We start from the raw sequence: 23303 nt of genomic DNA on the forward strand, positions 1-23303 counted from the left end.
ATGAGCACGCCAGCTGTTGAATGGGAGCTCTCGGGCTTCGGTGACGAGATCGACGACGACCCCAAGATCCAGATTGCCGTGATGCAGGCATTGGGAGCCAACCACATTGAGGTCCGCAGCGCATGGGGGACCAACATCGTGGACCTGGATGACGCGCAGCTTCGTGAATTGAAGTCCTTGCTGCATGCCGCGGACATGAAGGTTTCCGCAATCGCTTCGCCGATCGGGAAAGTGGACGTTTCCCTTCCCGTGGAGCACGAGGTAGAACGGCTTCGCCGCGCCATCAACGCCGCAAAGGTCCTGGAATCCCGTTACATCCGGATCTTCTCCTTCTACTACGGCGAGGACGTCGCGGTGGAGAGCATCCGGGACGCGGTCATCGAACGCATGCGTGCCCTCGCGGACGTCGCGGAAGAGTCCGGCGTCGTGCTTCTGCACGAAAACGAGAAGGACATCTATGGGGATATCCCCGAACGGGTTTTGGACATCATCGAATCCGTGGCCTCTCCCGCCCTCAAAGTCGCTTGGGATGCGGCCAACTTCGTCCAGGTAGGCGTCAAGCCTTTCGACGACGGCTACGCCAAGCTCCGCCCGCACCTTGAATACCTGCAGGTGAAGGATGCCTTGTTTTCGAACGCCACGGTGGTCCCGGCGGGCGAGGGCGACGGCGATGTCCTCCGCACCGTTGAGGCCTTGAAGGCCGACGGATACACCGGTTTCGCGAGCCTCGAGCCACACTTGGCCGGCGCCCATGGACTGGGCGGTTTCTCCGGCCCGACGGCGTTCGGCATCGCAGCGAGGGCGTTCGCGAAAGTCCTCAACGAAGCAGGAGTGGAGACGAAGTGAGCGAAACCTCAAATGCTCTAGGCGCTCCCGCGGAGATCCGGGCCGCAATCGTAGGGTGCGGAGTCATCGGCCGCACCCACTCGGCCGCGGTCCGCGAGTTCCCGGAGGTCGTCATCACGGCGCTGGTGGATGTGGTTCCCGAGGCTTCGGAGGCGCTTTCCGCCAAGATCGAAGCCCAGGGCGACCCGAAGCCGGCAGTCTTCCTGACGCTGGCCGAGGCCCTCGCCGCCGCACCGGTTGATCTGGTCATCATCTCGACGCCGAGCGGGCTGCACATCCAGCTGGCGCTGGAAGCGCTCGAGGCCGGCAAGCACGTCGTGATCGAAAAGCCCCTTGACGTTGACTTGAGCAAGGCAGACGAGATCCTGGCTGCCGCCAAGGCTGCCGAGGCCAAGGGCCTGGTGGTCACGGTGATCAGCCAGCACCGCTTCGATCCCGCCAGCCGGGTGGTGGACGAGGCCCGTCGCGCCGGACGCTTCGGCACGCTGACCTCCGCCGTTGCCTCCGTCAGCTGGTGGCGAAGCCAGGGCTACTACGATTCGGGCGCGTGGCGTGGAACCTGGGCGATGGACGGCGGTGGCGCCATCATGAACCAGGGCGTACACACCGTTGATCTGCTTTTGTGGTTCCTCGGCCGGCCCCTTGAGATCAGCGCCAAAACCGCGCTTCTCGCCCACGAAGGCGTTGAGGTGGAGGACACGGCCGTAGCTACTGTTACCTTCGAGTCCGGTGCCCTTGCCGTGTTGCACGCGACGACGGCGGCGTACCCCGGGTTGACCGTCCGTCTCCAGGTGATGGGCAGCAAGGGTTCCGCAGTGATCGACAACGACGACCTCGCGTACTTGCACGCGTCCGACGCCGCCGACCCTTCGGAAAGCAGTGCCATGGGCATCCTCGGCGGCGGGAACCAAGCCGCCGTCGAGCTCGCAAAATACCCGGACGACACCGTCGAAGCACTGGATCCCACGGTGTACCCGGCCGGACATGTCCGGCAGTACCGCGACATCATCGCGGCGATCCGGGAAGGACGCCCCGCGGGCGTTACCGTCCGGGACGCCGTGACCGCCTTGGCCACGGTGCGTGCCCTGTATGTCTCGGCAACGCTGGGACAGCCCGTCCTGATCGCCGACGTCATAGCGGGCAAGTACAACGACGTGGAGGTTCGCACCGGCGGGGCCCCTGCCCACCCCGGGACCAATCTCGAAGAGGTATCGGCATGAAGTTCTCCGTCTTCACCGCATCCACCCCCGAATGGTCGCCGCAGGAAGCCGCCACAAAGCTTGCCGCCCAGGGGTGGGACGGCATCGAATGGCGCGTCACGGACCAGGCAGAGGCGGCAGAGCCCGGCTTCTGGGCAGGGAACCGGGCCACCTGGCCCATGACGGGCCTGGAAGATTCGATCCCGGAGATTGCCCGGCTCACCGCTGACGCAGGGCTGGAATTCTCCGGCCTCGGCGGCTACGCACGCTGCGACAACCACGACGACGTCGATCGCGTCCTCGCGGCGACCGCAGCCTTGGGTGCCAAGCAGGTCCGCGTGAACGTGCTGCCGCTGGGCAACTCGAATATGGGCGGCCCGGAACCCACAGGGCTGCCCTATCCGGAACTCTTTGCCGCCACCCGGGAACACTACGAGTGGGTTGCCTCCCGCGCAGCACACCACGGCGTCAAAGCCCTCGTGGAACTGCACCATGGAACAGTGACGGCGTCGGCCTCGTCGGCCCGGCGATTGCTGGAGGGCCTGGACCCGCAGCATGTCGGCGTTATCCATGACCTCGGCAACCTGCTGATCGAGGGCTGGGAATCACCGTTGCCTGCCCTCCAGCTCCTGGGCCCCTATTTGGCTCATGTCCATGTGAAGAACGCCCGCTGGGTACGCACCGACTCGAAGGACGAATCGGGTGCGGCTGTGTGGGTCAACGAATGGGCTCCCTTGGCCGAAGGCCAAGCAAGCGTCCTCGCCTACTTCCGCGCGCTCGCAGAAGTCGGCTACGACTCCTGGGTCACGCTGGAAGACTTTTCCACCGAGCTTCCGTTGGAGGAACGGACGGCGTCGAACCTGGCGTATGTCCGCAAGGCGGCCGCGTTGGCCGGGTTCGCCGTCGTGGATCCCGCCTCGGCACCCTGACGGCCTCGCTCCGCGCCGGTTAACCACAGCAGCCGCTTGCCTTTCCAAGGCAAGCGGCTGCTGTGTTGTGGGCTCTAGATCGTGCGCGTTGCTTTGGCTAGGTTGTCCTTGAGTTCGGCGGCATTCTGCCGCACCACGTAGGCCGGGCGGTCACGCTCCACGCGCCAGCTCTCATCGAGCGGCCCGATGTTGACGGTGTCGAAGCCGAACTCGTCGTAGAGCTTCGCCACGAGTTCCGCGGCCTCGGGGTAGTCGCTGGCGGTGGCCAATGCGCGGCGGTTCTCGGTGCCCGAAGGGGTGCCGTCGGTGCCGATCTCCTTTGCCATGATGTGGTTGAAGCCCTTGGCCACCTTGGACGTGGGCAGGTGCTTCTGCAGCAGGCCCGACGTTGTGGCCTCGCCCTTGTCCAGCTCCGGGATGCGGCCATCCCGCTCCCAGTAGTAGTTGTTCGTGTCGATCACAATCTTGCCGGCGAGCGGCTCCACGGGAATGTCCTGGTAGCTCCTCAGGGGAACGGTCACGACGGCGAAATCGCCTGCCGCCGCTGCCTCGGCCGGTGTTGCGGCCCGGGAATGCGTGCCAAGCTCCGCCACCAGTTCCGCCAGCGTTTCCGGGCCCCGCGAGTTGCTGATCACTACGTCATAGCCAAGCTCAACCGCTTTGCGTGCGACTTGGCTGCCAATGTGTCCTGCACCGACGATTCCGATTGTTGTCATATGTGCGGCAACACCGACTCCGAAGCAGATATTTCACAGGTTACGGCGAGTGACGTGCAGGCATCGTGGACTTTCCATGACGCCGGCCATTCTCTTGCCTCCAGCGGCTTTACGTAGAATAGGCACCATGACTGTCGCCTCTGATGCTGCCACCGCCACTGCTGCTGCCCGTGCCCGCCTCCTTGAATTGATCAAAGAACTGGCGGTCGTCCGCGGCAAGGTGATCCTTTCCAGCGGTGCCGAGGCGGACTACTACATCGACCTGCGGCGCATCACCCTCCACCACGAGGCTTCGAAGCTGGTTGGCCAGGTCATGCTCTCCATGATCGACGACGCCGGAATCGCCGTTGAGTGCGCCGGTGGCCTGACGATGGGTGCGGACCCGGTCGGAACCGCCGTCATGCACGCCGCTGCCGACGCCGGCCGTGCCGTCGACGCCTTCGTGGTGCGAAAGGCACAGAAGTCCTACGGCATGGGCCGCCAGGTGGAAGGTCCCCCGGTGGAGGGCCGCAACGTCGTGGTTCTCGAGGACACCTCCACCACCGGCGGTTCGGCGCTGACCGCCGTCGAAGGCGTCCGCAAAGCCGGCGGCAACGTGGTGGCCGTGGCCGTCATCGTTGACCGCAACACTGGCGCCAAGGAAAAGATCGAGGCCGAAACGGGCGTGCCGTACCTCTTCGCCTTCGGCAAGGACGAGCTGGGACTCGACTAACTCGCCCAAGCCTAGGCGGGTTTGATGGGGATCGTGTGCCCGTCGGCCGAAGAGCCTAAGCTGGCTGCGTGAACCTTCAGGCCGGGAAATTTCCCCGGAAGCAGCAGCGCTGGCAGGACCCGGGCTCTCTCGCCCGGGTACTCCGGCAAGCCGCCGAGCTGAAGAGTTTTTCACGCCGCTCCTTCCTCATCGGAGCGGGTGCTTCCACGGCCCTCGCAGCCGACATGCTGCTCACCCGCCAGGTCCAGGCAGAACGCCGCGCCACCAAGATCCTCCCGGTGGGGGATGATTTCGCAGAGTCGTACTACCCCAACTCGAGCTGGATCCTCTTCCCTGGGTACAAGACCAGTTGGGAAGAGGCCCAATGGATCCTCAACTCGCTCCGTGGTTCGCTCCGGCAGCGCGGCCAGATGGCCGCCGTCGGATACTCCAATCTGGGCCTGGAGGTGGCCGAGGTGGTGGACTCCGTGCTCGCCTACGTCAATGAGCGGAAGCTGAACACGCTCTACTTCTACGGTCACAGTTTCGGCGGGATGTTGGCCACTGAAGTGGCCGTACGCCTGCGTGAACGGAACGTCGCCGTCAAGCTGATCCTGTTGGATTCTTCGCCGTTCAGCAAGTACGACATTCTCGACCAAAGCTGGTTCGACGGCGTGGTGTTCTTGTACGAGAGTGGCTTCCAGGTTCCGTCGGTCCTCCGCGGCGGCTACGAGCTGGGCGAGCGGGTGGTGAACAAGAACGAACGCACCTGGGGGCAGATCTGGAACCAGACCCTGGAGCAGCTCTCGCCGATCGCGCCGTCGAGCGTCCTGATCCAGAGCGAATCGGACTACATCTACCACTTTGACGGCACAAGGTTTGTCGACGGGCTGGGAGATACCCGCATGGCCTTCATCGGAAACCCGAACGATGACACGGTGAACTATGGAACGGCCCGGGTTGCGTGGGCCAAGGCCTTCCCCCTCAACATCGCATCCACGGGCCGCAGGACCGACGGTGCCCGACCCGCCCACGCTAGCCCGCAGTGGAATCCCTTTATCTACAATCCGATCATCGAGGGCCTGGAGAACGAGCTCTTCCCGCTGCCCCGCTCCGGCTCGCGGGTGGTGTTCTACTGACCGGTGCTCCGAACGCCCCTACCTGAGCCGTAGTCCATCCAGTTCGGAGCCACTGAGGCCGGCGTCTCGCAAGTAGTCCGCCGCGCTGCCGAACTCGTGCCCGAAACGGTCGAGGAAGTATTCCATCGCAGCTTCGGGGGATTGCAGCAGCATGAGTGAGGGACTGAATGCTTCCTCCGGAACCTCAGGGACAGCCAGCCGCCAGGCTGCCGACATGGTTTCCAGCATCGTGGGGAGGGCAACGGTGCTTGCGGCGTAGTCCGCCACGACAGCGGCGCGGTCAGCGCCCGTCGCGAGGAGCGCCAGAGCGGATACTACGCCGGTGCGGTCCTTGCCGAGCGAGCAGTGGATGAGCGTGCGCTTGCCTTGGGCCGCGGGACGCAACGATTCGGCCACCCAATCCGGGCGGGTGCGAACCCAGCCAAGGTACAGCTCGCCAAGATCTTCGGCCGTGTGGATCGACTGGAGCCCCGCGGAAGCGGTACGCGGATCGAGAGGGTTCTCCACGAGCTCCACCTCACCATTGGCCAGTTGCCAGGGCACGATGGCGCGCTCGTACTCGCTCCGGAGATCCACAACCGCCTGGATGCCATGAAGTTCCAGAAAGGCGGCCGTCGCAGCGGTATCCATGCCAAACGGCTGGCTGCCCCTCAGGATGCGGCCACCGGCCAGGGCCCGGAGGTTCAGAACAGCCATGGCACCAGCCCCTTTTTCCTAGATTTGGTTCTTGAGGTCCGCTACCGAGTTCAGGACCTGGTTTGGCCGGAACGGGAAGGCCGCGATGTCCTCGCGTTGGGTGATGCCGCTGAGCACCAGGACGGTGTGCAGCCCGGCTTCCATGCCCGCGATGATGTCGGTATCCATGCGGTCACCGATCATTGCCGTGGTCTCGGAGTGGGCGTCGATCTGGTTCATCGCGGAACGGAACATCATAGGGTTCGGCTTGCCCACGATGTATGGCTCGCGGCCGGTCGCCTTGGAGATGAGCGCTGCGATCGCGCCGGTGGCGGGCATCGGACCATCCTTCGAGGGGCCGGTGGCATCCGGATTGGTGGCGATGAAGCGCGCCCCTGCAAGGATCAGCCGGATGGCCATGGTGATCGCTTCGAAGGAGTAGGTACGGGTCTCGCCGAGCACCACGAAGTCCGGGTTCTGGTCGGTGAGAATGAAGCCGGCCTCGTGCAGCGCCGTCGTGAGCCCCGCCTCACCGATGGTGTAGGCGCGGTTCCCAGAGTCCGAGCCCTGCACCTGGTCCTTGAGGAACTGTGCCGTGGCCAGGGCCGATGTCCAGATGTTCTCTTCCGGGATTTCGAGGCCGGAGGAGCTCAGTCGGGCCGCCAAGTCCCGCGGGGTGAAGATCGAGTTGTTGGTGAGGACGAGGAATCGCTTGGACGTGTCCACCCAGCGCTGGATCAGTTCAGCCGCTCCGGGAACCGCTTGGTTTTCGTGGACCAGGACGCCGTCCATATCGGTGAGCCAGCATTCGATTTCGTGGCCGTTGCGGTAAATGGCTGAGCTTTTCGGGGCTTCGGTTGCGTTCTCCATGCTTTTCCTCCGCGTATTGGCTGTTTCTCGTCCCAAGTCTTTCATCTTTCGGTCTCCGAGACACCCGGGTGTCCTGCGTTACGGCACTGGGTTTCGGCGCCGCGGTCGGCACCGCCCGGGCTAGGGTTGAAGAGTGACTGACCGGCCCCAGAACCCTGCCCCTACCGACTCCGCTGCTGTCCCGTCCATCCTCTCCCCTACCGAGGGGGAGTCCGAAGCGAAACCGGAGGTCGGCGTCGGGCCCTGGGAAGGCGACTGGCCGGAAGGCGAGCAGTGGGACCCGGACCTCCTTGCGGACGGCGACCGCCGCAACGTCATCGACAAGTACCGCTACTGGAAGCACGAAGCGATTGTCGCTGACCTGGATGCCCATAGGCACGATTTCCACATTGCCATTGAGAACTGGCAGCACGACCTCAACATCGGCACTGTGGTTCGCACCGCCAACGCCTTCCTCGCCAAGGAGGTCCACATCATCGGACGACGCCGGTGGAACCGTCGCGGGGCCATGGTCACCGACCGTTACCAGCACGTCCGCCACCACCCCACCGTGGAGGATTTCGTGGAGTGGGCGCAGGGGGAAGGGCTGGCCATCATCGGCATCGACATCTTCCCCGATTCCGTGCCGCTGGAAACATACGAACTTCCCCGCAACTGCGTGCTCGTGTTCGGGCAGGAGGGCCCCGGCCTGACTCCCGAGGTGCACGACGCCGCCGTCGCGACCTTGTCGATCGAGCAGTACGGTTCCACACGCTCCATGAATGCGGCGTCGGCTGCGGCCATCGCGATGCACGCGTGGATCCGCAGGCACAACTTCGGCCAGCGGGTCTCCTGAGCGGACCCCCTCTCCTTGGAGGACCCCGGCTCCTAGCAGGACCCCTGGGACAAAAGATCCGCAAGTGTTACCCGCCTCCGTGACCGGAAACACGGTGCCGGATTCTTCAGTCGCTAGGATGGTGCCTAGCCGTATAGGTCTACTCCAGGGTCAACAAAACCCACAGACGAAAATCAGCATAGGAGTCAGCATGCCCATCGCAACCCCAGAGATTTACTCCGAGATGATCGACCGCGCGAAGGCCGGTGGATACGCGTTCCCGGCAGTGAACGTCACCTCGTCGCAGACCCTGAACGCCGCCATCCGCGGCTTTGCCGAGGCCGAGTCGGACGGCATCATCCAGGTCTCCACCGGTGGTGCGGCTTACTGGTCCGGCGCCTCCGTCAAGGACATGGTTGCCGGCTCCCTGGGCTTCGCGGCTTTCGCCCGCGAGGTCGCCAAGAACTACAACGTGAACATCGCCCTTCACACGGACCACTGCCCGCAGGACAAGCTGGCTGATTTCGTCCTCCCGCTGCTGGCTGCTTCCGAGGAAGCCGTCAAGGCCGGCAAGGACCCGATCTTCAACTCGCACATGTGGGACGGCTCGCACGAGACGCTGTCCGAGAACCTGCGGATCGGCCGCGAACTCCTGGGCCGCGCAGCTGCGGCCAAAATCATCCTCGAGGTTGAAATCGGCACGGTCGGCGGCGAGGAAGACGGCGTCGAGAACGAGATCAACGAGAAGCTGTACACCACCACCGAAGACGCCCTCGCGACCATCGAGGCACTCGGCGCCGGCGAGAACGGCCGCTACCTGACTGCCCTGACCTTCGGCAACGTCCACGGCGTGTACAAGCCGGGCAACGTCAAGCTCCGTCCCGAGCTGCTCAAGCAGATCCAGGCCGAGGTCGGTGCCAAGATCGGCAAGACCAACCCGTTCGACCTCGTCTTCCACGGCGGCTCCGGCTCCACCGAGCAGGAAATCGCGGATGCCGTTTCCTACGGTGTCATCAAGATGAACATCGACACCGACACCCAGTACGCGTTCACCCGCCCGGTTGCCGGACACATGTTCTCGAACTACGACGGCGTCCTGAAGGTCGACGGCGAAATGGGCAACAAGAAGACGTACGACCCGCGCGTCTGGGGAGCCTCCGCCGAAGCCGGCATGGCCGCCCGCATCGTGGAAGCCGCGAAGCAGCTCGGTTCGGTAGGCAAGACCTTCTAATGTCCGACGAATTCCGCAAGAACCTGATGGGACCGGAGCCGACGCTCCTCCCTGCAGAGACCGAGATCTACCAGCACCTTGCCTTGGGGCAGGAAGCACTGGACCTCGTCGCCAAGTACCCCACGTCTTCACTGCTGTGGGCGATCCTGGCCGAGGAAGCTTGGGCTGACGGCCGGACCATCGATTCCTACGCGTATTCCCGTGTGGGATATCACCGTGGACTGGATTCGCTGCGCCGCAACGGTTGGCGCGGCGTCGGGCCCATCCCGTGGGAGCACGAGCCCAACAGGGGATTCCTGCGCGCTCTTTACTCCCTCGGCCGGGCATCCTCTGCCATCGGCGAAGCCGAGGAACCGGAGCGGATCGAGAAGTTCCTGAACGACTCCGATCCCGCCGCGAAGGCAGCGATCGAAGGCTAGGAAAACTTAGTTAAACGCCGACGGCGGCCGCCCACTCAGGTGGGCGGCCGCCGTCGCGCTTTCCCGGCCCAACTGACTCGCAGTTAATGACCCTTCTATGGTTCGTCAAGCGTGGCTGGGTGTTGGGTTTGTGTTGTTGAGTGTTCGGTAGATCCGTCGGGCGAGATAGCGTTTCACGCACCGGCGGATCTCCCTTTTGGTCCGTCCTTCGGCTTGTCGTTTCTGGACGTATCCGATGGTCTCGGTGTCGAAGGTCATCCTGCTGAGGGCGATCATGTGCAGGGCTTTGTTCAGGGTTCTGTCGCCGCCGCGGTTGAGCCGGTGCCGGACGGTGTTCCCGGAGGAGGCCGGGATCGGGCTGACCCCGGCCAGGGAAGCGAAGGCGGCCTCGGAACGGACCCGGCCCTGATGGGACCACGCGGTCAGGCAGATTGCGGCGGTGACGGGACCGAATCCGGTTTCCTGCAGCAGGGGCGCGGCTTCGCTGATTTCGACCAGTTCGGTGATCCGGGAGCCGTTGGTTTTGATGTCCGCGTCGAGTTCGCTGATGTGTCTGGCCAGCCGGACCGCTTCGGAGCGGGCAACGGACAATGCCAGCGGTTCTTCGCGGGCCCGCCAACGGGAGACCTCGGCGATCTGGGTTCCGGTCAGGGGTTTGCGGGCGTCCAGGCCCAGATCGTTCACCCTCAGGAGCGCGGTCAGTGCGTTCACGGACCGTGTGCGCTCGGTGGTCATGGACTCCCGCGCGGTGACCAGGACCCGCAAGGCTGCACGGATCCCTTCGTTCAGCCGCGGGCGGCGCAGCTGCTGCTCCCGGAGGGGCAGGACGGCCGCGGCGATCCGGTGCGCGTCCAACACATCGGACTTGCCGACTCCGCGGTGGGTGCGGGCGTCCATCCGGGCGGCTTCGGCGACCTGGTAGCCGGCGGCGCCGACGGCACCGGCGAGCAGGGCGCCATAGGACGCGGCGCCCTCGATCACCCACAGGGTCCCCAGATCGGCGCCGGTGCGGCGCGCGACCCAGGCGATGGCCCGGTTGATGCCGGCGCTGGTGGTCGGGAAATCCCGGGTCTGGAGCAGTTCCCCGGTAGCGGTGATGATGGCGTAGACATGGTTTTTGGCGTGGGTGTCGACGCCGACGACAAACGGGTGGGAATGCGCAACGATAGTCATAGCGGTTCCGGCACTTTCCTCTATTTCGCGGATATGGTCAGGGCCGCAAACGGCCGGTACCAGTCCGGGTAGAGGTCACTTCGGAACAGCACTGTGACGAGCCACGCCCCGTCAAACAGGGCGGGCAACCTTCTGATCAAGTCACCGAGGTGGGCCGGGCAGGTACCGGCCGCCCACCCCGCGGACGGACAAGTCACTAAAATGGCACCCCGACGGGGCCAGCCGTTATGTGAGTCACGACCGCAGGGCGGAACGGCCAGCACCTACTCTGCCAGCCAGTCCCAGACCAGCCACTCCAATCCTCACAGTCGTTATGAGGCGTCATAACGGCAACAAATGCAAGTCAGTTGGGCCGGGCGGCCAGGGTTCCCTGGCCGAGCTTGCGAGGCGAGGGTGGCGGTGGGGACAGTTGGGCCGGGCGGGTCCTAGGAGACGGGGGTGAGCCCGGTCCGGGCCATGGCCTCGGCGTAGGCGCCATGGATGAGGTCCAGGTACTCCTGCTGGCGCGTGGGGGAGCCAGCGAAGGAGCGTCCACCAAGCGAGCGGACCTTGAATGTCTTGAAGCCCCTCCGGTGGATGCTCTGCGGTGCGGCCTTCATGAGCTGGTCTGCCAAACGATGGGCTTCGTTGCCGTGGGCTACCAGCACGGAGGTGCGCGGCACGATCGCCAGGAGACGCAGGAGCGGCTTGAGGCCTTCGGTGATGTTGGCGGGAGTCAGCTTGCCCGGCTCGCCGTCGGGCTCGATCCACGGGTAAACGTTCCACGGCATCATGAGTTCCGGACGCAGCCCCAACTGCCACTGCATGCCCACCATGCGGGTCGCGGCATCCGCGTCACCTGGGATGATGAAGCCCGAGCCCTCAGTGGTGCGGGTGTTGGAGAAAAGGCTGATGATGCGGCACTCGTCGACGCTGTGGACGGGGTCCACGTAGAGGACTTCGCTGCCCGGCTTCTGTTCTTTGAGGGAATCGCAAAGCCCCGTGACCTCGGCGATGTGGGGTTCGAAACGTCGGTTCCAGAGCTGCTCTTCGAGTGTTTCAGTCGCCAGGTCTTGCATATGGGCTTTGGTCTCCTAGGTGTAGCGAGGCGCACTTATCCGGCCGGGAGCGGTTTGCCGCGACCGGTCAGATTGGATGCAGTGTTGGGGGCTGGTTAACTCTACCGGAACGACGGTGAGCTGTGGGGTGAATCGGGACTTCTGTGTTGGGTCTCTCGATGGCGGGAGCCGGATTTGGCATAAAGCGGCCGTGCATTAACGGAAACGGCACCGTCCCGATGGATTCGGGACGGTGCCGTTTCGGAAGCGCCTGCTACTGCTTGTTCTCGTTCTGGTCGTCGCTTTCCTTGGTCCGGGAAACCACGGTGCCGTTCGATTCGTTGAGGATGAGCTTCACGTCCCGCCCGTTGTCGAAGTTGAACATCGCGTTGATGGAGCCGGCCTTGGCGTCTGCCGATGAGTCGCCGATCTGGCCGGTGTGCCAGTTGTCCTCGATGAAGCGAAGGATGGATGACTGGTCCGTCTGGGTGTGGTCCACGAAGTTCTTCTTGGCGAACGGGGAGATCACGACGAGCGGCTGGCGCGGGCCGGGGCCGCAACGGTCGGCATAGCCTCCGGCCATCGGCACACCCTTGTTGTAGGCGTTGAGGCACCACGCGGCGTCGTCGGTGGTGTTGGAGGAGTTCTTCACACCGGCAGCGACGTGGTCATACCAGCCGTCCGAGTCATCGTAGGCGAGGACGATGGCAGTGTTTTCCCAGTTCTTCGAGTTCTGGATGGCGTTCACTTGCTGCGTGATGAACTTCTGCTCGTCCAGGGGATCGGAGTAGCCGGCGTGGCCGTCCTGGTAGTTTCCCGCCTTCAGGAAGGAGACGGCAGGCATGTTGTCCGAGTTGACCACCTTGGCGAAGTCCGTGGTGTCGTACTGGTGGTTCGCCTGGCCGTTGTGTCCGATCTCGTCCACGCTGGCCGGAGCCAGGTGGTGCGGGTTGGACGTTGACTTGTAGTACTGGAACGGCTGGTGGTGCGGGTTGTAGTCAGTCACCGTAGCACCCGCAATGTTGGTGTGGGTGGTCATGCACGCAGCCGGGGTAGTGTCCGTGGCCGGCGTCGTCGGTGCAAAGCCGCCCTGGAACCAGCCCCAGCTGACGCCCTTGTCGTTGAGCAGGTCGCCGACGTTCTTGCCCTGCATGCCCGCGAGGTTGTTTTTGCTTGCGTGGCTCTTGTTGGAGCAGTCGTCGTAGACCGGATCCGGGTCTTCCGTCATGGTGCCGACGCCGTTCGCGTCCGGGAACTTGACCGTGTAGTCGCTGCTTGCCGGCTTGACCGGTTGCCCGGCGGCAGTGAATTCGGTGACGCCGTGGGTCTGGCCGGACACAAGGTTGAGCGCGCCCGGGCTGGACGGGCCGAACACGGTGCTGAAGTGCGAGTCGCTCATGGCGAAGTTCTGGGCGTAGTTCCAGATCCCGGTAACGGTGTTGCCGTCGTAGTAGTCCATGGTGAGCCCGGGACGGCCAAACTGGCCACCCGAACAGGTATCCATGCTCGTGTTTTCGACGAACTTGTTCATCAGGCCACCGTTGTAGGCCTTCTGCTCCGCGGTGTATTCGTGGTCCTGGTCGCACGTAATTGCCTGGCCCGGAGTCAGCCGCTGGGGCTGAACCGAGTTGGGATTGTTAGGTGCCAACAGCTTGTCGTGGGCGAGGGTGGCGATGTTCTTCGGCGTGTTCTTGGCCGCCGTGAACACGGGAGCCGCTGCGCCGCTTCCTTGCTGGGTTTCGCCGGCGGTGTTGGCAGCCTGCGGATAGGTCGCGAAGTAGTGGTCGAAGGAGACGTTCTCGCCGAAAATTACGACGACGTGCTTGATGGGCGTCGCGGTATCTTTGTGGTCGCTATTGGCCGAGGCCGGCGTCATGCCGAACCCGATCATGCCGGCAGCGATCGTGGAGGCTGCGAGTGCGCTCATTCCCGCCGTTGACAGGAGTCGCTTGTTGCGAAAATTCATGGATTTCCCTTCAGGTTCACGGAAAGTGCCCGCCCAACTGACTCGCATTTGTTGTCGTTTAGAGGGCTCATAACGACAACAAATGCGAGTCAGTTGGGGGTGAGGATTCACAAAGAATGTAGCCGCTCGCTTGGAGCCCAAGGGCCGTTTTCGGCGCTCAATGCGGACTGTTTGGGAAGAGTTCACATTCTGCTCACAGGGAACTTCGAGGGCGCTGTGCCTGTTTTCGTGTCGTCCTCCGACCGTGTGACAACAGGTCCAAGAGCCGCATCGGCTAAACTTGGCTGGTAAGAGCCCCGGAACTCTTGCTGATCCCGCCGGTGAACTTTTGCGAAAGTCTGCGGGCAGGGCCGAAAGATTCGGGGCGTTCTCATGTACGGCGCTGAGCCTTGGTGATCCCGCCAGGACCGGCCCGAAAGAATGGGGGAGGATCCCATGCCAGCTATCGTGATCGTCGGAGCCCAGTGGGGCGACGAAGGCAAAGGCAAAGCAACCGACCTGCTCGGTGGCCGCGTTGACTACGTGGTCAAGCCCAACGGCGGCAACAACGCCGGGCACACCGTTGTGGTGGGCGGTGAGAAGTATGAGCTCAAACTCCTTCCTGCCGGTATTCTGAGCCCGAACGCGATTCCGATCATCGGCAACGGCTGCGTGGTGAACCTTGAAGCGCTGTTCCAGGAGATCGATGGCCTGGAAGCACGCGGTGCCGACACATCCCGTTTGCGCGTCTCGGCCAATGCCCACCTCGTAGCGCCATACCACCAGGTTCTGGACAAGGTCACGGAGCGCTTCCTCGGCAGCCGCGCCATCGGCACCACAGGTCGGGGCATTGGTCCGGCTTACATGGACAAGGTGGCCCGCCTGGGTATCCGCGTCCAGGATGTCTTCGACGAATCGATCCTCCGCCAGAAGGTGGAAGGCTCGCTGCGTCAGAAGAATGAGCTCCTGGTCAAGGTCTACAACCGCCGCAACGTGGTGGTGGACGAGATCGTGGAGTACTTCCTGTCCTACGCAGAGCGCCTGCGGCCGCTGGTCATTGACAGCACCTTGGTCCTCAACAACGCTCTCGACGAGGGCAAGGTGGTCCTCATGGAAGGCGGCCAGGCCACGTTCCTGGACGTAGACCACGGCACGTACCCGTTCGTGACGTCTTCCAACCCGACTGCCGGCGGTGCGTCTGTTGGCTCGGGCATCGGACCCACCCGGATCTCGCGTTCCATCGGCATCATCAAGGCCTACACCACGCGTGTAGGCGCCGGTCCGTTCCCCACGGAGCTCTTCGACGAGATGGGCATGTACCTGCAGAAGACAGGCGGCGAGTTCGGCGTCAACACCGGCCGCCCGCGCCGCTGCGGTTGGTACGACGCCGTCCTTGCCCGCCACGCATCCCGCGTCAACGGCTTCACGGACTACTTCGTCACCAAGCTGGACGTTCTGACCGGCATCGAGCAGATCCCGGTCTGCGTGGCCTACGACGTCGACGGCGTTCGCCACGACGAAATGCCCATGACCCAGACCGAGTTCCACCACGCAGTGCCGATCTTCGAGTACTTCGACGGCTGGACCGAGGACATCACCGCAGCCAAGACGCTCGAAGACCTCCCCGAGAACGCCCGCAGATACGTGCTGGCCCTCGAGAAGCTCTCCGGCACGCGGTTCTCCGCGATCGGCGTGGGCCCGGACCGAGACCAGACGATCGTGGTGCACGACCTCATCGAGGACTAGTCACCAAAAGCGAATTACGACGACGGCGGGTCGCCCTTTCGGGGGCGGCCCGCCGTCGTGCGTTCCGCGCCAAAAAGGCACAAAGAACGCCGTCGAAAAAACTTTTTTGGAATCCGCGTAACCCTTTGGAGTGCCTCGACGATTACCTCTTTGAAAGGCCGAGCTGAAATTTGTCCCCCATCAAGTTTCAGCTCGGCCCTTTTCATGTCTGAAGGGGTTTCGTGGATGTGCAAAAAGTCCGGGAGAGGCCAGCCCCCGGAACCGAAGGCTGGTCCTTGGGCATAGCGGGAGCAGCGGTTAAGCTAGGTGAGGTTGCCCGGCCCTGCCGCGTCTGGGCGGCACCGAGGATCTCGCATGGGTCCGGACATTCGCTCCCCAATGAAAGCCACGCTTCAGTGACCGACGCCTTGACCGATGCAGCATTGCTGGCCCTTCGCGGCCGGGAAGCTGAACTGTTCAGCGCCGTCTACCAGGCCTTTGCGGGCCAAGTGCTCGGCTACCTGACGGCAAAAGGTGTTTCGGATCCCGAAGCTGTCACACAAGACGTCTTTCTTGCCGTCCTGCCTCGCGTCGAGACGATTACGGGCGGTGTCAGTGGTCTGCGGACGTTCGTGTTCTCGGTGGCCCATGCCCGGATGGTGGATGACCATCGTCGGCAAAGCAGGGCACCTGAGCACCACGAGTTTGAACCTGAACGTGACACGCGCCAGTCGAGTTCGGCGGAAGCCGAAGCGATGAACCGCGTGGCGCCCGGGGAAGTCATGGCGCTGTTGGACTTCCTTGGGGAAGATCAGCGGGAAGTCCTGACGCTTCGTATTGTTGCCGGTCTGACCGTGGACCAAGCAGCCGAAATCATGGGGAAAAGCCAAGGCGCAGTCAAGCAACTCCAGCGCCGGGCGTTGAATGCGCTCCGCGAGCACTCGGTAGTAAAGGAATACGTGGCACCATGATGCGTTGGGATTGCAAGGACATTGACCGCGATGCGGTCATCCTCGAGCTCATGCTTGAGGCTGGCCTAACGGACGCCCCCGAAGTCACGGACTCGTTGAAAGCACTGGAATCCTTTGCGTCCATGCCGGCGCCTGTCCCAGGGCCTGCACTCGCGGCGATGCTGGCTGGCTCGACGCCGGGTGACGGCTCCGCCACGACCGCCCGTGACTCTGCAAACAATCTTCCGTTCGACGAGCTCGGCAAACGGCGTCAGTTGCGCAAGCATCGCCCCGTCGTCATTGGTGCCGCCGTCCTGACCGCCATGGGCCTGGGTGTTGGTGGCGTTGCGGCCGCGAGCGGCGGATTCAGCAAAGGAACCCCGGAATTCATGCAGACGCTGATCTCCGGCTGGGCGCCCGCTTGGACCACAGCTCCGCCGTCGCTGGTACCTCCAGCCCCCGCCCAGGACTCCCCGAAAGTCGCGACGCATCCGGCTCCCGCCGACCTGCCGCCGGCGGTGCCCCCAGTGACAGGCGCTTCGGCGGACCCCGTGGTCACTGCCCCAGCTGGCATCGGCGAGGCGCCGCACGAGCCCGTGACGCCAGCGGCCGTTCCCGCCCCTGCAGGCCGGCCAAGCGACGAGCAATCCGAAGCGCCGAAGCAACCGCACACCGAGCCTAAGACCGACTCGCAGGGAATCCCTCCGCAGCCCAAACCGGCCATCCCCTCGGCCCCGACGGCGAAGGACCTCCAAAACGGCGTTCAGCAAGCAGTCGAGAACGCCCAGGACGACGTGTCCCTGAAGCCTGCCGGGCCGTCGCTGCGTTGGCTCCTTGGACTGCTGTCCCGCTAGTAGGCTGAAGCTATGACACACGTCAACGATCCGGCAGTCATTGACCGGCTTATGCGAACAAAGGGCCGCTGGGCAATCGTGGGACTCAGCACGAATGAGTGGCGCTCTGCGTTCGAGGTTGCTCTCTACGTTCGCGACACGATGGGCATGGAGATCATCCCGATCAACCAAAAAGGCGAAGACGTCCACGGTGAAACCGGCTACAAATTCCTTGCCGACGTGCCCTTCGAGAAGCAGCCGATCGACGTCGTCGACTGCTTTGTGAACTCCTCGCGCGTCGGCGCCGTAGTGGACGAAGCGATTGCCGTGGGGGCGAAAGCCGTTTGGCTCCAGCTCGGAGTAATTGACGAGGACGCAGCGGAACGGGCCAAAGCTGCGGGCCTGGACGTCGTCATGAACGCTTGTCCGGCACAGATGGGTTGGCGGAGCGGCATCTAGCCGTCGTTTTCCGTTAACCGGACGCTGGTATGTTTTTGGGGCAATCACCCTTTCGAGATTAGGGAATTTCCATGTGTGACGACCACCCTTCCACCGCCAGCCGACGCACCGCGCTCGGTTTCCTCGGGGCTTCCCTCGTGGCTGGGCTGGGGGCATGCGCGGTCCCGGGAAACCCGTCTCAAGATAGCCCGACGGCGGCTCCCCGCACGGCGGGACCCTCGCCGTCGTCGTCCGCAAGCGGCGCGATGAGTCCCACACCAAGCCCAGCGGGTCCTGTGCGGCTCCGGAACCCCTTCACCCCCGACTTCACGCTGCCGCCTATCCAAGGCGGACTGGCTCCCGTGATTACCAAAATCCCCACCAAACATCCCGTGGTGTTCCTCACGATCGACGACGGACTGGTCAAGTCCCCGGAAAGCGTCCGGCTCCTCGCGGAGAACGGCTACCCGGCCACACTGTTCCTCACGAGCAACACGGTCCGCGACAACCCTGCATTCTTCAAGGCGTTCATGGCGCAGGGGAGCCTGGTTGAAAACCATACGGTCAGCCACAACGTCAACATGACCACGCAATGGGGCTACCAGCGTCAGCTTGACGACATCGCAGGCATGCAGGATTTCGCCCTTCAGCAGTACGGCCGCAAGCCCACCCTGTTCAGGCCTCCCGGAGGTGCCTACTCAACCGCCATGCGCCAAGCCGTTGCCGCCGCCGGCTTGAAGGCGATCGTTACGTGGGAGGCCAAGGCCAATGCCGGGCGCATGGACTACCAGTACGGCAATTCCCTCCGACCAGGCGACATCGTCCTGATGCACTTCCGCCCCGAATTCGCGGCGGACTTCGAGGCATTCCGCTCGGCGCAAGTGGCTGCCGGACTGGAAGTGGTGCTCCTCGAGGACTTCCTGGACGTTGCTTGAGGCGGTCGGTCCGCTAGTCATCGCACTCCGCTAGTCTCGCTACATGGACGCTGCCACACTCCGCCAAATCTGCCTTGCCTTCCCCGGGACCTATGAAGACTTCCCGTTCGGCCCGGAAACCTCGGTTTTCAAAGTCCGGTCCGCTGTGTCCGGCGGATCCAAGCAGGAAGGCAAGATGTTCGCCGCATCCGCCATGGACGACCAGAACTTAGCAGTAAGCCTCAAATGCGATCCCGCCTTGGCTGTGCAACTCCGCTCGGCCCATCCGGAAATCACCGGCGCCTGGCACATGAACAAGACGCACTGGAATGGCGTCCGCTTGGACGGCGCCCTCCCCGACTCCATGGTCCGGGACATGGTGGAGGATTCCTATGACCTCGTGGTTTCCTCGTTGAACCGCAAGCAGCAGGAGCAGCTGGGCTGGGCCCGGCTCGCCAAGGACTGACACGCGGACCCCGTCTGCTGCTTCGGCTAGATTGTGAGTGGACCGCACCTTCCATCGCCTCGAAGCAATCAGGAGGAGCCAGATGCTGGAACAAAAGACCCTCGATGAGCTGTGGAATTTTGAGGACCCCGCGTTGTCGGAAGCCCGCTTCCGCGAAGCCATGGCGGATCCCGCCTACGATGCGTTTGAGCGGGCCGAGCTCGCTACCCAATTGGGCCGGGCGATCGGCCTGCAAGGCCGCTTCGAGGAAGCAGACGCTCTCTTGGACGGGATTGACGCCGAGGAGGAGCCCACCATCGCCGTGCGGATCCTCCTGGAACGTGGCCGCCTGCTCAACTCCGCCGGCCACCCGGCCATGGCCGTTCCGCTCTTTGAACAGGCCGCCGAGATGGGCGACCTCTTGGGCGAAGATTTCCTCGCCGTGGACGCACTTCACATGCTGGCCATCGCGGACTCCGGCCACCAGGAATCATGGACGCGCAGCGCGCTTGAGTACGCCTCCGCCGTCGACGATTCCCGCACCAAACGGTGGATGGTTTCCCTGCACAACAACCTCGGTTGGGCGATGTACGACGACGGTCGCCGCACCGAGGCGATGGTGGAATTCCAGCTCGCTGAGCAGTGGGCCGAGCGGGTAGGAACCGAGCAACAGCAGCAATGGGCGCGCGAGGCCATCGCTCAGTGCGCAAAATCCCTGAATTTACGGGGTTAAAACACCCAAATGACCCCTTCGGACGGCAGGATCGTCAGATCACATTTTGACAAAAGTTGATCGAAACTGCCCTCAAATATTGCTTTTCAATCACTCGTGGTGAAGTATGTCACACGAAGGGCGCGTCGCAGCGGCGGTGCCCGGACCGATCGACTGCCGGCCAAGACGCCGTCAGAGTTCGGTACAACGAGTCTCTGGAGGGTTTTAGGATGAACGTTCAGCAGCAGTCCCTTGCACGCCGCGGTTTCCTTCGCGGCGCGCTGGCCGCGGCCGTGCTTGTGCCGTTGGCCGGTTCGATGGCCTCTTGCGCCGGGGGTGGCGGCGGAGGAACCACTGGTCCAACGGGGACCGTTTCGGATACCAATCCGTTCGGCATGGCAGACAAGTCCACCGTTGACGCCGTGATCTTCAAAGGCGGGTATGGAATCGACTACGTCGACTTCGCGGGCAAGGGCTTCGAAAGCGCACATTCAGGTTCCACCGCCAAGATTTCCCCGTCCACGGACATCGCGCAGGAACTCCAGCCGCGATTCGTCGGAGGCAACCCGCCTGACCTGATCGACAACTCCGGTGCCAAGGCCATCGGGTTCAGCACCATCCTGGCCCAGCTCGAAGACCTCACCAGCGTAGTCAACGCAAAGAACCTCGAGGGCAAGGTCATCAAGGACACCCTCTACGGCGGAGTCCTCGCGCCGGGTACCTTCGAAGGCAAGCTGGCGGCCTTGAACTACGTCCTGACCGTCTACGCAATGTGGTACTCCGACGCCCTGCTCAAGGACAACGGCTGGTCCGTTCCCAAGACTTGGGATGAGATGTACGCACTCGGCGAGCAGGCCAAGGCCAAGGGCAAATACCTCTTCGTGTGGGGCAAGGAAGCCGCCACGTACTACCAGGAAATGGCGATCGCTTCCGCCATCAAGGAAGGCGGACACGACGTCCGCCTCGGATTGGAAAACCTCAAAGCAGATTGCTGGTCCCACCCTGCACTCCAGAGCGTCTTTACCGCCCTGAACAAGATCGTCAAGGCAGGCCACTTCAAGCCCGGCGGTTCAGGCACCCAGTTCACGGCAGCACAGGCACAGTGGAGCAACGCCCAGGAAGCAGTGTTCTACCCGTCCGGTTCGTGGATCGAAAACGAAATGAAGGACCAGACCAAGGCCGGCTTCAAGATGACTGGTGCGCCCGTCCCATCGGTGACCACTAGCTCCAAACTGCCGTACGCGTCACTGCACAGCGCAGCGGGCGAACCCTTCGTGGTTCCTTCACAGGGCAAGAACGTGCCGGGCGGCAAGGAACTGCTCCGCATCATGCTGTCCAAGGACGCTGCCACCAACTTCGCCAAGACGAAGCTCGCGCCCACCATCGTCAAGGACACGGTTCCCTCCGATGGCTTCGGCTCCACGGCACTCGTCTCCCAGACCAAGCTGCTCAGCGACGCGGGCGACAATATCTACACCTGGAACTTCATTGACCTTTACGGCACCAACAAGGACCAGCTGGTTGTGTGGAACACGTTCCTCGATGGAAAGTCCGACGTCGCCACGCTGACATCGGACCTGCAGAAGATCACCGACAAGGTCCGTAACGACAGCTCGGTCAAGAAGATTGAAGTGAAGTGACTTCAGTGAAAGCAAAAACACTCCGGGTCGACGGCGGCGCCTCCGCCGCCGTCGTTCCGGATACCGCACCACCCGTCTACAAGAGGCGGCGCAAGCCCCTGACATTCGACAAGGTCAGTTTCTTCGTGGTCTTCCTGGGCCTGCCCCTGGCGATCTACCTTCTGTTTGTGATTTGGCCTTTCATCCAGGCGTTCGGCTACTCCCTGACGGACTGGAGCGGTTTTTCACCTGACCAGAACTTCATCGGACTTGAGAACTACCGGAAGCTCTTCACGGATGACATCTTCATGAAGGCCATGGGGAACAACATCCTGTTGGTCATCTGCCTGCCCATCATCACGATCATCCTCAGCCTTGTGTTAGCAACGTTGGTGACCGTGGGCGGCAGCAGCAAGGGCCAGATCAAGGGCCTGCGCAATTCCAGCTTCTACCGGGTTGTCTCTTTCTTCCCCTACACGATTCCGGCGATTGCCATCGGCATCATGTGGGGCCAGATCTACGATCCCTCGGGTGGCCTCCTGAACGGCATCCTCACTTCCCTCGGGATGGACCAGTTCAAGTCCTACGCTTGGCTTGGGGATAAGAACACGGCCATGATCGCCACGATGTTCGTGATCGTGTGGGGCTTCATTGGCTTCTACATGGTGCTTTTCGTGGCGGGCATTAAAGGTATCCCGGCCGAGCTGTTTGAGGCGGCCCGGATTGACGGGGCGGGGCGTTTCCGCACTGCCGTGTCGATCACCATCCCGTTGATCCGGGACAACATCCAGACGGCCTACATCTACATGGGCATTTTGGCGCTGGATGCCTTCGTCTATATGGCAGCCCTGAACTCCGGCGGTGGCCCGGACAACTCCACCCTGGTGATGTCCCAGCAGCTCTTCTTCACCGCCTTCACCAAGGGCCAGTTCGGACTGGCCAGCGCCATGGGCGTTGTGTTGGCCGTAGCCACCCTGATCTTCTCCGGCCTCGTGTTCCTGGTCAACAGGCTCACTGGTGGCGACAAGGATGTGTCCCTCTGATGACTACCAAAATTGCCAGCCAGGAAATGAAGTCGCTGCACTTCAACCCTCGCAAACCGGCCACGACTCCCGGAGACAAAGTGGTGGGTGCCGTTTCTCATACGGCCCTGACCATCTGGTCGCTCATCGTGATCCTGCCCTTGTTGTGGACTTTCATGTCCTCCTTCAAGACCTCCAGCGAGATCTTCGCTTCGCCGTTCGCCTTGCCCTCCCAATGGCGCTTCGACAATTACGTCAAGGCCTGGACCGAGGCAGGCATCGGAAGCTACTTCCTCAACTCCGTGATTGTGGTGGGGTCGGCCTTGGTGATCGTCATGGTCCTCGGAGCCATGTGCGCCTATGTCCTGGCGCGCTATGTCTTCTTCGGCAGCAAGGCGATCTACTACCTCATGCTGGCCGGGCTCACGTTCCCGATCTTCCTCGCCATGGTGCCTTTGTTCTTCGTCATGAAGAAAATCGGCCTCCTGAACACCCTGCCGGGTTTGACCTTGGTGTACGTCGGCTTCGCGCTGCCGTTCACGGTCTTCTTCCTGTTTTCCTTCTTCAAGTCGCTTCCTCACGAAATCACGGAAGCGGCTGCCTTGGATGGGGCCGGCGAGTGGCGGACGTTCTTCCAGGTCATGTTGCCGATGGCCAAGCCGGGACTCGCCTCGGTTGCCATCTTCAACTTCCTGGGCTTGTGGAACCAGTTCCTGATTCCGGTGGCCATCAACGCGGCAGGGCCCCGCGTGCTATCCCAAGGACTGGCCGCCTTTGCCGGCCAAATGGGTTATGCGGTGGACTTCGGGGCCTTGTTCGCGGCCGTCACGGTCACCGTCGTTCCCGTGCTGATCGTCTACGTCATCTTCCAGCGCCAGCTTCAGGGTTCGGTGTCGCAAGGCACGTCCAAGTAGCACGGCCAAGCCAAAAAACGCCGACGGCGGTTCCCACCATTGGTGAG

24 protein-coding genes are annotated in these 23303 nt (G+C 63.1%); 18 read left to right on the top strand and 6 right to left on the bottom strand.

The genetic code is table 11. The annotated features are described in order from the left end of the window. The 3 genes from ACSKT0_RS01665 to ACSKT0_RS01675 are packed head-to-tail and all read left to right on the top strand — an operon-like array spanning position 1 to position 2974. A complete protein-coding gene (locus tag ACSKT0_RS01665) occupies positions 1–846 on the top strand; it encodes a sugar phosphate isomerase/epimerase family protein (protein WP_437772222.1) in 846 nt (281 codons plus the stop codon). Next, the gene (locus ACSKT0_RS01670) at positions 843–2066 is read left to right on the top strand and encodes a Gfo/Idh/MocA family protein (RefSeq protein WP_437772223.1); all 1224 of its coding nucleotides are present in this window, start codon (positions 843–845) and stop codon (positions 2064–2066) included. Before ACSKT0_RS01665 ends, ACSKT0_RS01670 begins: the two co-directional genes overlap by 4 nt. Then, entirely contained in the window at positions 2063–2974 is a 912-nt protein-coding gene (locus ACSKT0_RS01675; RefSeq protein WP_437772224.1) for a sugar phosphate isomerase/epimerase family protein, read from the top strand. The genes ACSKT0_RS01670 and ACSKT0_RS01675 overlap by 4 nt, the downstream gene beginning before the upstream one ends. A 74-nt stretch (positions 2975–3048) precedes the next feature. Here the strand turns inward: ACSKT0_RS01675 and ACSKT0_RS01680 are convergent, their stop codons facing one another. Further along, a complete protein-coding gene (locus ACSKT0_RS01680; protein ID WP_437772225.1) occupies positions 3049–3690 on the bottom strand; it encodes an NADPH-dependent F420 reductase in 642 nt (213 codons plus the stop codon). A gap of 127 nt (positions 3691–3817) precedes the next feature. Here ACSKT0_RS01680 and pyrE point away from each other — a divergent pair, with 127 nt between their 5' ends. Together pyrE and ACSKT0_RS01690 are read left to right on the top strand one after the other, a co-directional pair. After that, positions 3818–4402 (top strand): orotate phosphoribosyltransferase, encoded by a 585-nt coding sequence (gene pyrE / locus ACSKT0_RS01685; RefSeq protein ID WP_437772226.1) that lies wholly within the window; start codon positions 3818–3820, stop codon positions 4400–4402. Positions 4403–4470: 68 nt separating this feature from the next. Beyond that, complete coding sequence (locus ACSKT0_RS01690) at positions 4471–5520, top strand: thioesterase domain-containing protein (protein ID WP_437772227.1); 1050 nt, start codon at positions 4471–4473, stop codon at positions 5518–5520. Positions 5521–5538: 18 nt separating this feature from the next. Here ACSKT0_RS01690 and ACSKT0_RS01695 read toward each other — a convergent pair whose 3' ends face one another. Further along, positions 5539–6216, bottom strand: coding sequence for a tyrosine-protein phosphatase (locus ACSKT0_RS01695; protein WP_437772228.1), 678 nt, complete (start codon positions 6214–6216; stop codon positions 5539–5541). A gap of 18 nt (positions 6217–6234) precedes the next feature. Next, positions 6235–7065 (bottom strand): HAD-IIA family hydrolase, encoded by an 831-nt coding sequence (locus ACSKT0_RS01700; RefSeq protein WP_437772229.1) that lies wholly within the window; start codon positions 7063–7065, stop codon positions 6235–6237. Positions 7066–7198: 133 nt separating this feature from the next. Here ACSKT0_RS01700 and ACSKT0_RS01705 point away from each other — a divergent pair, with 133 nt between their 5' ends. From ACSKT0_RS01705 to ACSKT0_RS01715, 3 genes are all read left to right on the top strand, one after another. Beyond that, entirely contained in the window at positions 7199–7900 is a 702-nt protein-coding gene (locus ACSKT0_RS01705; RefSeq protein WP_437772230.1) for a TrmH family RNA methyltransferase, read from the top strand. A gap of 190 nt (positions 7901–8090) precedes the next feature. Next, positions 8091–9110 (top strand): class II fructose-bisphosphate aldolase, encoded by a 1020-nt coding sequence (gene fbaA, locus ACSKT0_RS01710; RefSeq protein ID WP_236814513.1) that lies wholly within the window; start codon positions 8091–8093, stop codon positions 9108–9110. Next, positions 9110–9529, top strand: a complete 420-nt coding sequence (locus tag ACSKT0_RS01715) for a DUF3151 domain-containing protein (protein WP_437772231.1) — start codon at positions 9110–9112, stop codon at positions 9527–9529. Before fbaA ends, ACSKT0_RS01715 begins: the two co-directional genes overlap by 1 nt. Positions 9530–9634: 105 nt before the next feature. On the opposite strand, the gene ACSKT0_RS01720 is transcribed toward ACSKT0_RS01715, so the two are convergent. From ACSKT0_RS01720 to ACSKT0_RS01730, 3 genes are all read right to left on the bottom strand, one after another. Beyond that, positions 9635–10702, bottom strand: a complete 1068-nt coding sequence (locus ACSKT0_RS01720) for an IS110 family transposase (RefSeq protein ID WP_437770106.1) — start codon at positions 10700–10702, stop codon at positions 9635–9637. A 425-nt stretch (positions 10703–11127) separates the two neighbouring features. Further along, positions 11128–11760: a uracil-DNA glycosylase gene (locus ACSKT0_RS01725; RefSeq protein ID WP_437772232.1), complete on the bottom strand. Its 633-nt coding sequence runs from the start codon at positions 11758–11760 to the stop codon at positions 11128–11130. A gap of 253 nt (positions 11761–12013) precedes the next feature. Then, positions 12014–13705, bottom strand: coding sequence for a phospholipase C (locus ACSKT0_RS01730; RefSeq protein ID WP_437772233.1), 1692 nt, complete (start codon positions 13703–13705; stop codon positions 12014–12016). A 435-nt stretch (positions 13706–14140) separates the two neighbouring features. On the opposite strand from ACSKT0_RS01730, the gene ACSKT0_RS01735 reads away from it, so the two are divergent. The 10 genes from ACSKT0_RS01735 to ACSKT0_RS01780 all read left to right on the top strand — a co-directional run bounded on the left by ACSKT0_RS01735 (position 14141) and on the right by ACSKT0_RS01780 (position 23256). After that, the gene (locus tag ACSKT0_RS01735) at positions 14141–15430 is read left to right on the top strand and encodes an adenylosuccinate synthase (RefSeq protein ID WP_364541104.1); all 1290 of its coding nucleotides are present in this window, start codon (positions 14141–14143) and stop codon (positions 15428–15430) included. Between the two features lie 395 nt (positions 15431–15825). Continuing rightward, positions 15826–16380 carry an RNA polymerase sigma factor gene (locus ACSKT0_RS01740; RefSeq protein WP_437772234.1) on the top strand — a complete coding sequence of 185 codons (555 nt, stop codon included), beginning with the start codon at positions 15826–15828 and terminating at the stop codon, positions 16378–16380. Beyond that, complete coding sequence (locus ACSKT0_RS01745) at positions 16377–17213, top strand: hypothetical protein (protein WP_437772235.1); 837 nt, start codon at positions 16377–16379, stop codon at positions 17211–17213. Before ACSKT0_RS01740 ends, ACSKT0_RS01745 begins: the two co-directional genes overlap by 4 nt. Before the next feature lie 12 nt (positions 17214–17225). Continuing rightward, positions 17226–17651, top strand: coding sequence for a CoA-binding protein (locus ACSKT0_RS01750; protein WP_236814520.1), 426 nt, complete (start codon positions 17226–17228; stop codon positions 17649–17651). A 71-nt stretch (positions 17652–17722) separates the two neighbouring features. Further along, a complete protein-coding gene (locus ACSKT0_RS01755) occupies positions 17723–18565 on the top strand; it encodes a polysaccharide deacetylase family protein (RefSeq protein WP_437772236.1) in 843 nt (280 codons plus the stop codon). A 43-nt stretch (positions 18566–18608) separates the two neighbouring features. Continuing rightward, the gene (locus tag ACSKT0_RS01760; RefSeq protein WP_236814524.1) at positions 18609–19010 is read left to right on the top strand and encodes an MmcQ/YjbR family DNA-binding protein; all 402 of its coding nucleotides are present in this window, start codon (positions 18609–18611) and stop codon (positions 19008–19010) included. 82 nt (positions 19011–19092) lie between these two features. Then, positions 19093–19722 carry a hypothetical protein gene (locus ACSKT0_RS01765; RefSeq protein ID WP_236814526.1) on the top strand — a complete coding sequence of 210 codons (630 nt, stop codon included), beginning with the start codon at positions 19093–19095 and terminating at the stop codon, positions 19720–19722. Between the two features lie 209 nt (positions 19723–19931). Beyond that, positions 19932–21341 (top strand): N-acetylglucosamine/diacetylchitobiose ABC transporter substrate-binding protein, encoded by a 1410-nt coding sequence (gene ngcE, locus ACSKT0_RS01770; protein WP_437772237.1) that lies wholly within the window; start codon positions 19932–19934, stop codon positions 21339–21341. Continuing rightward, on the top strand, positions 21338–22363 hold the full coding sequence (locus ACSKT0_RS01775; protein ID WP_437772238.1) for a carbohydrate ABC transporter permease: 1026 nt from the start codon (positions 21338–21340) through the stop codon (positions 22361–22363). The genes ngcE and ACSKT0_RS01775 overlap by 4 nt, the downstream gene beginning before the upstream one ends. Continuing rightward, positions 22363–23256: a carbohydrate ABC transporter permease gene (locus ACSKT0_RS01780; protein WP_437772239.1), complete on the top strand. Its 894-nt coding sequence runs from the start codon at positions 22363–22365 to the stop codon at positions 23254–23256. The genes ACSKT0_RS01775 and ACSKT0_RS01780 overlap by 1 nt, the downstream gene beginning before the upstream one ends. Positions 23257–23303: the final 47 nt, after the last annotated feature.

Source organism: Arthrobacter sp. KNU40, assembly GCF_051515115.1.
In the GTDB taxonomy this organism is placed as follows: domain Bacteria; phylum Actinomycetota; class Actinomycetes; order Actinomycetales; family Micrococcaceae; genus Arthrobacter.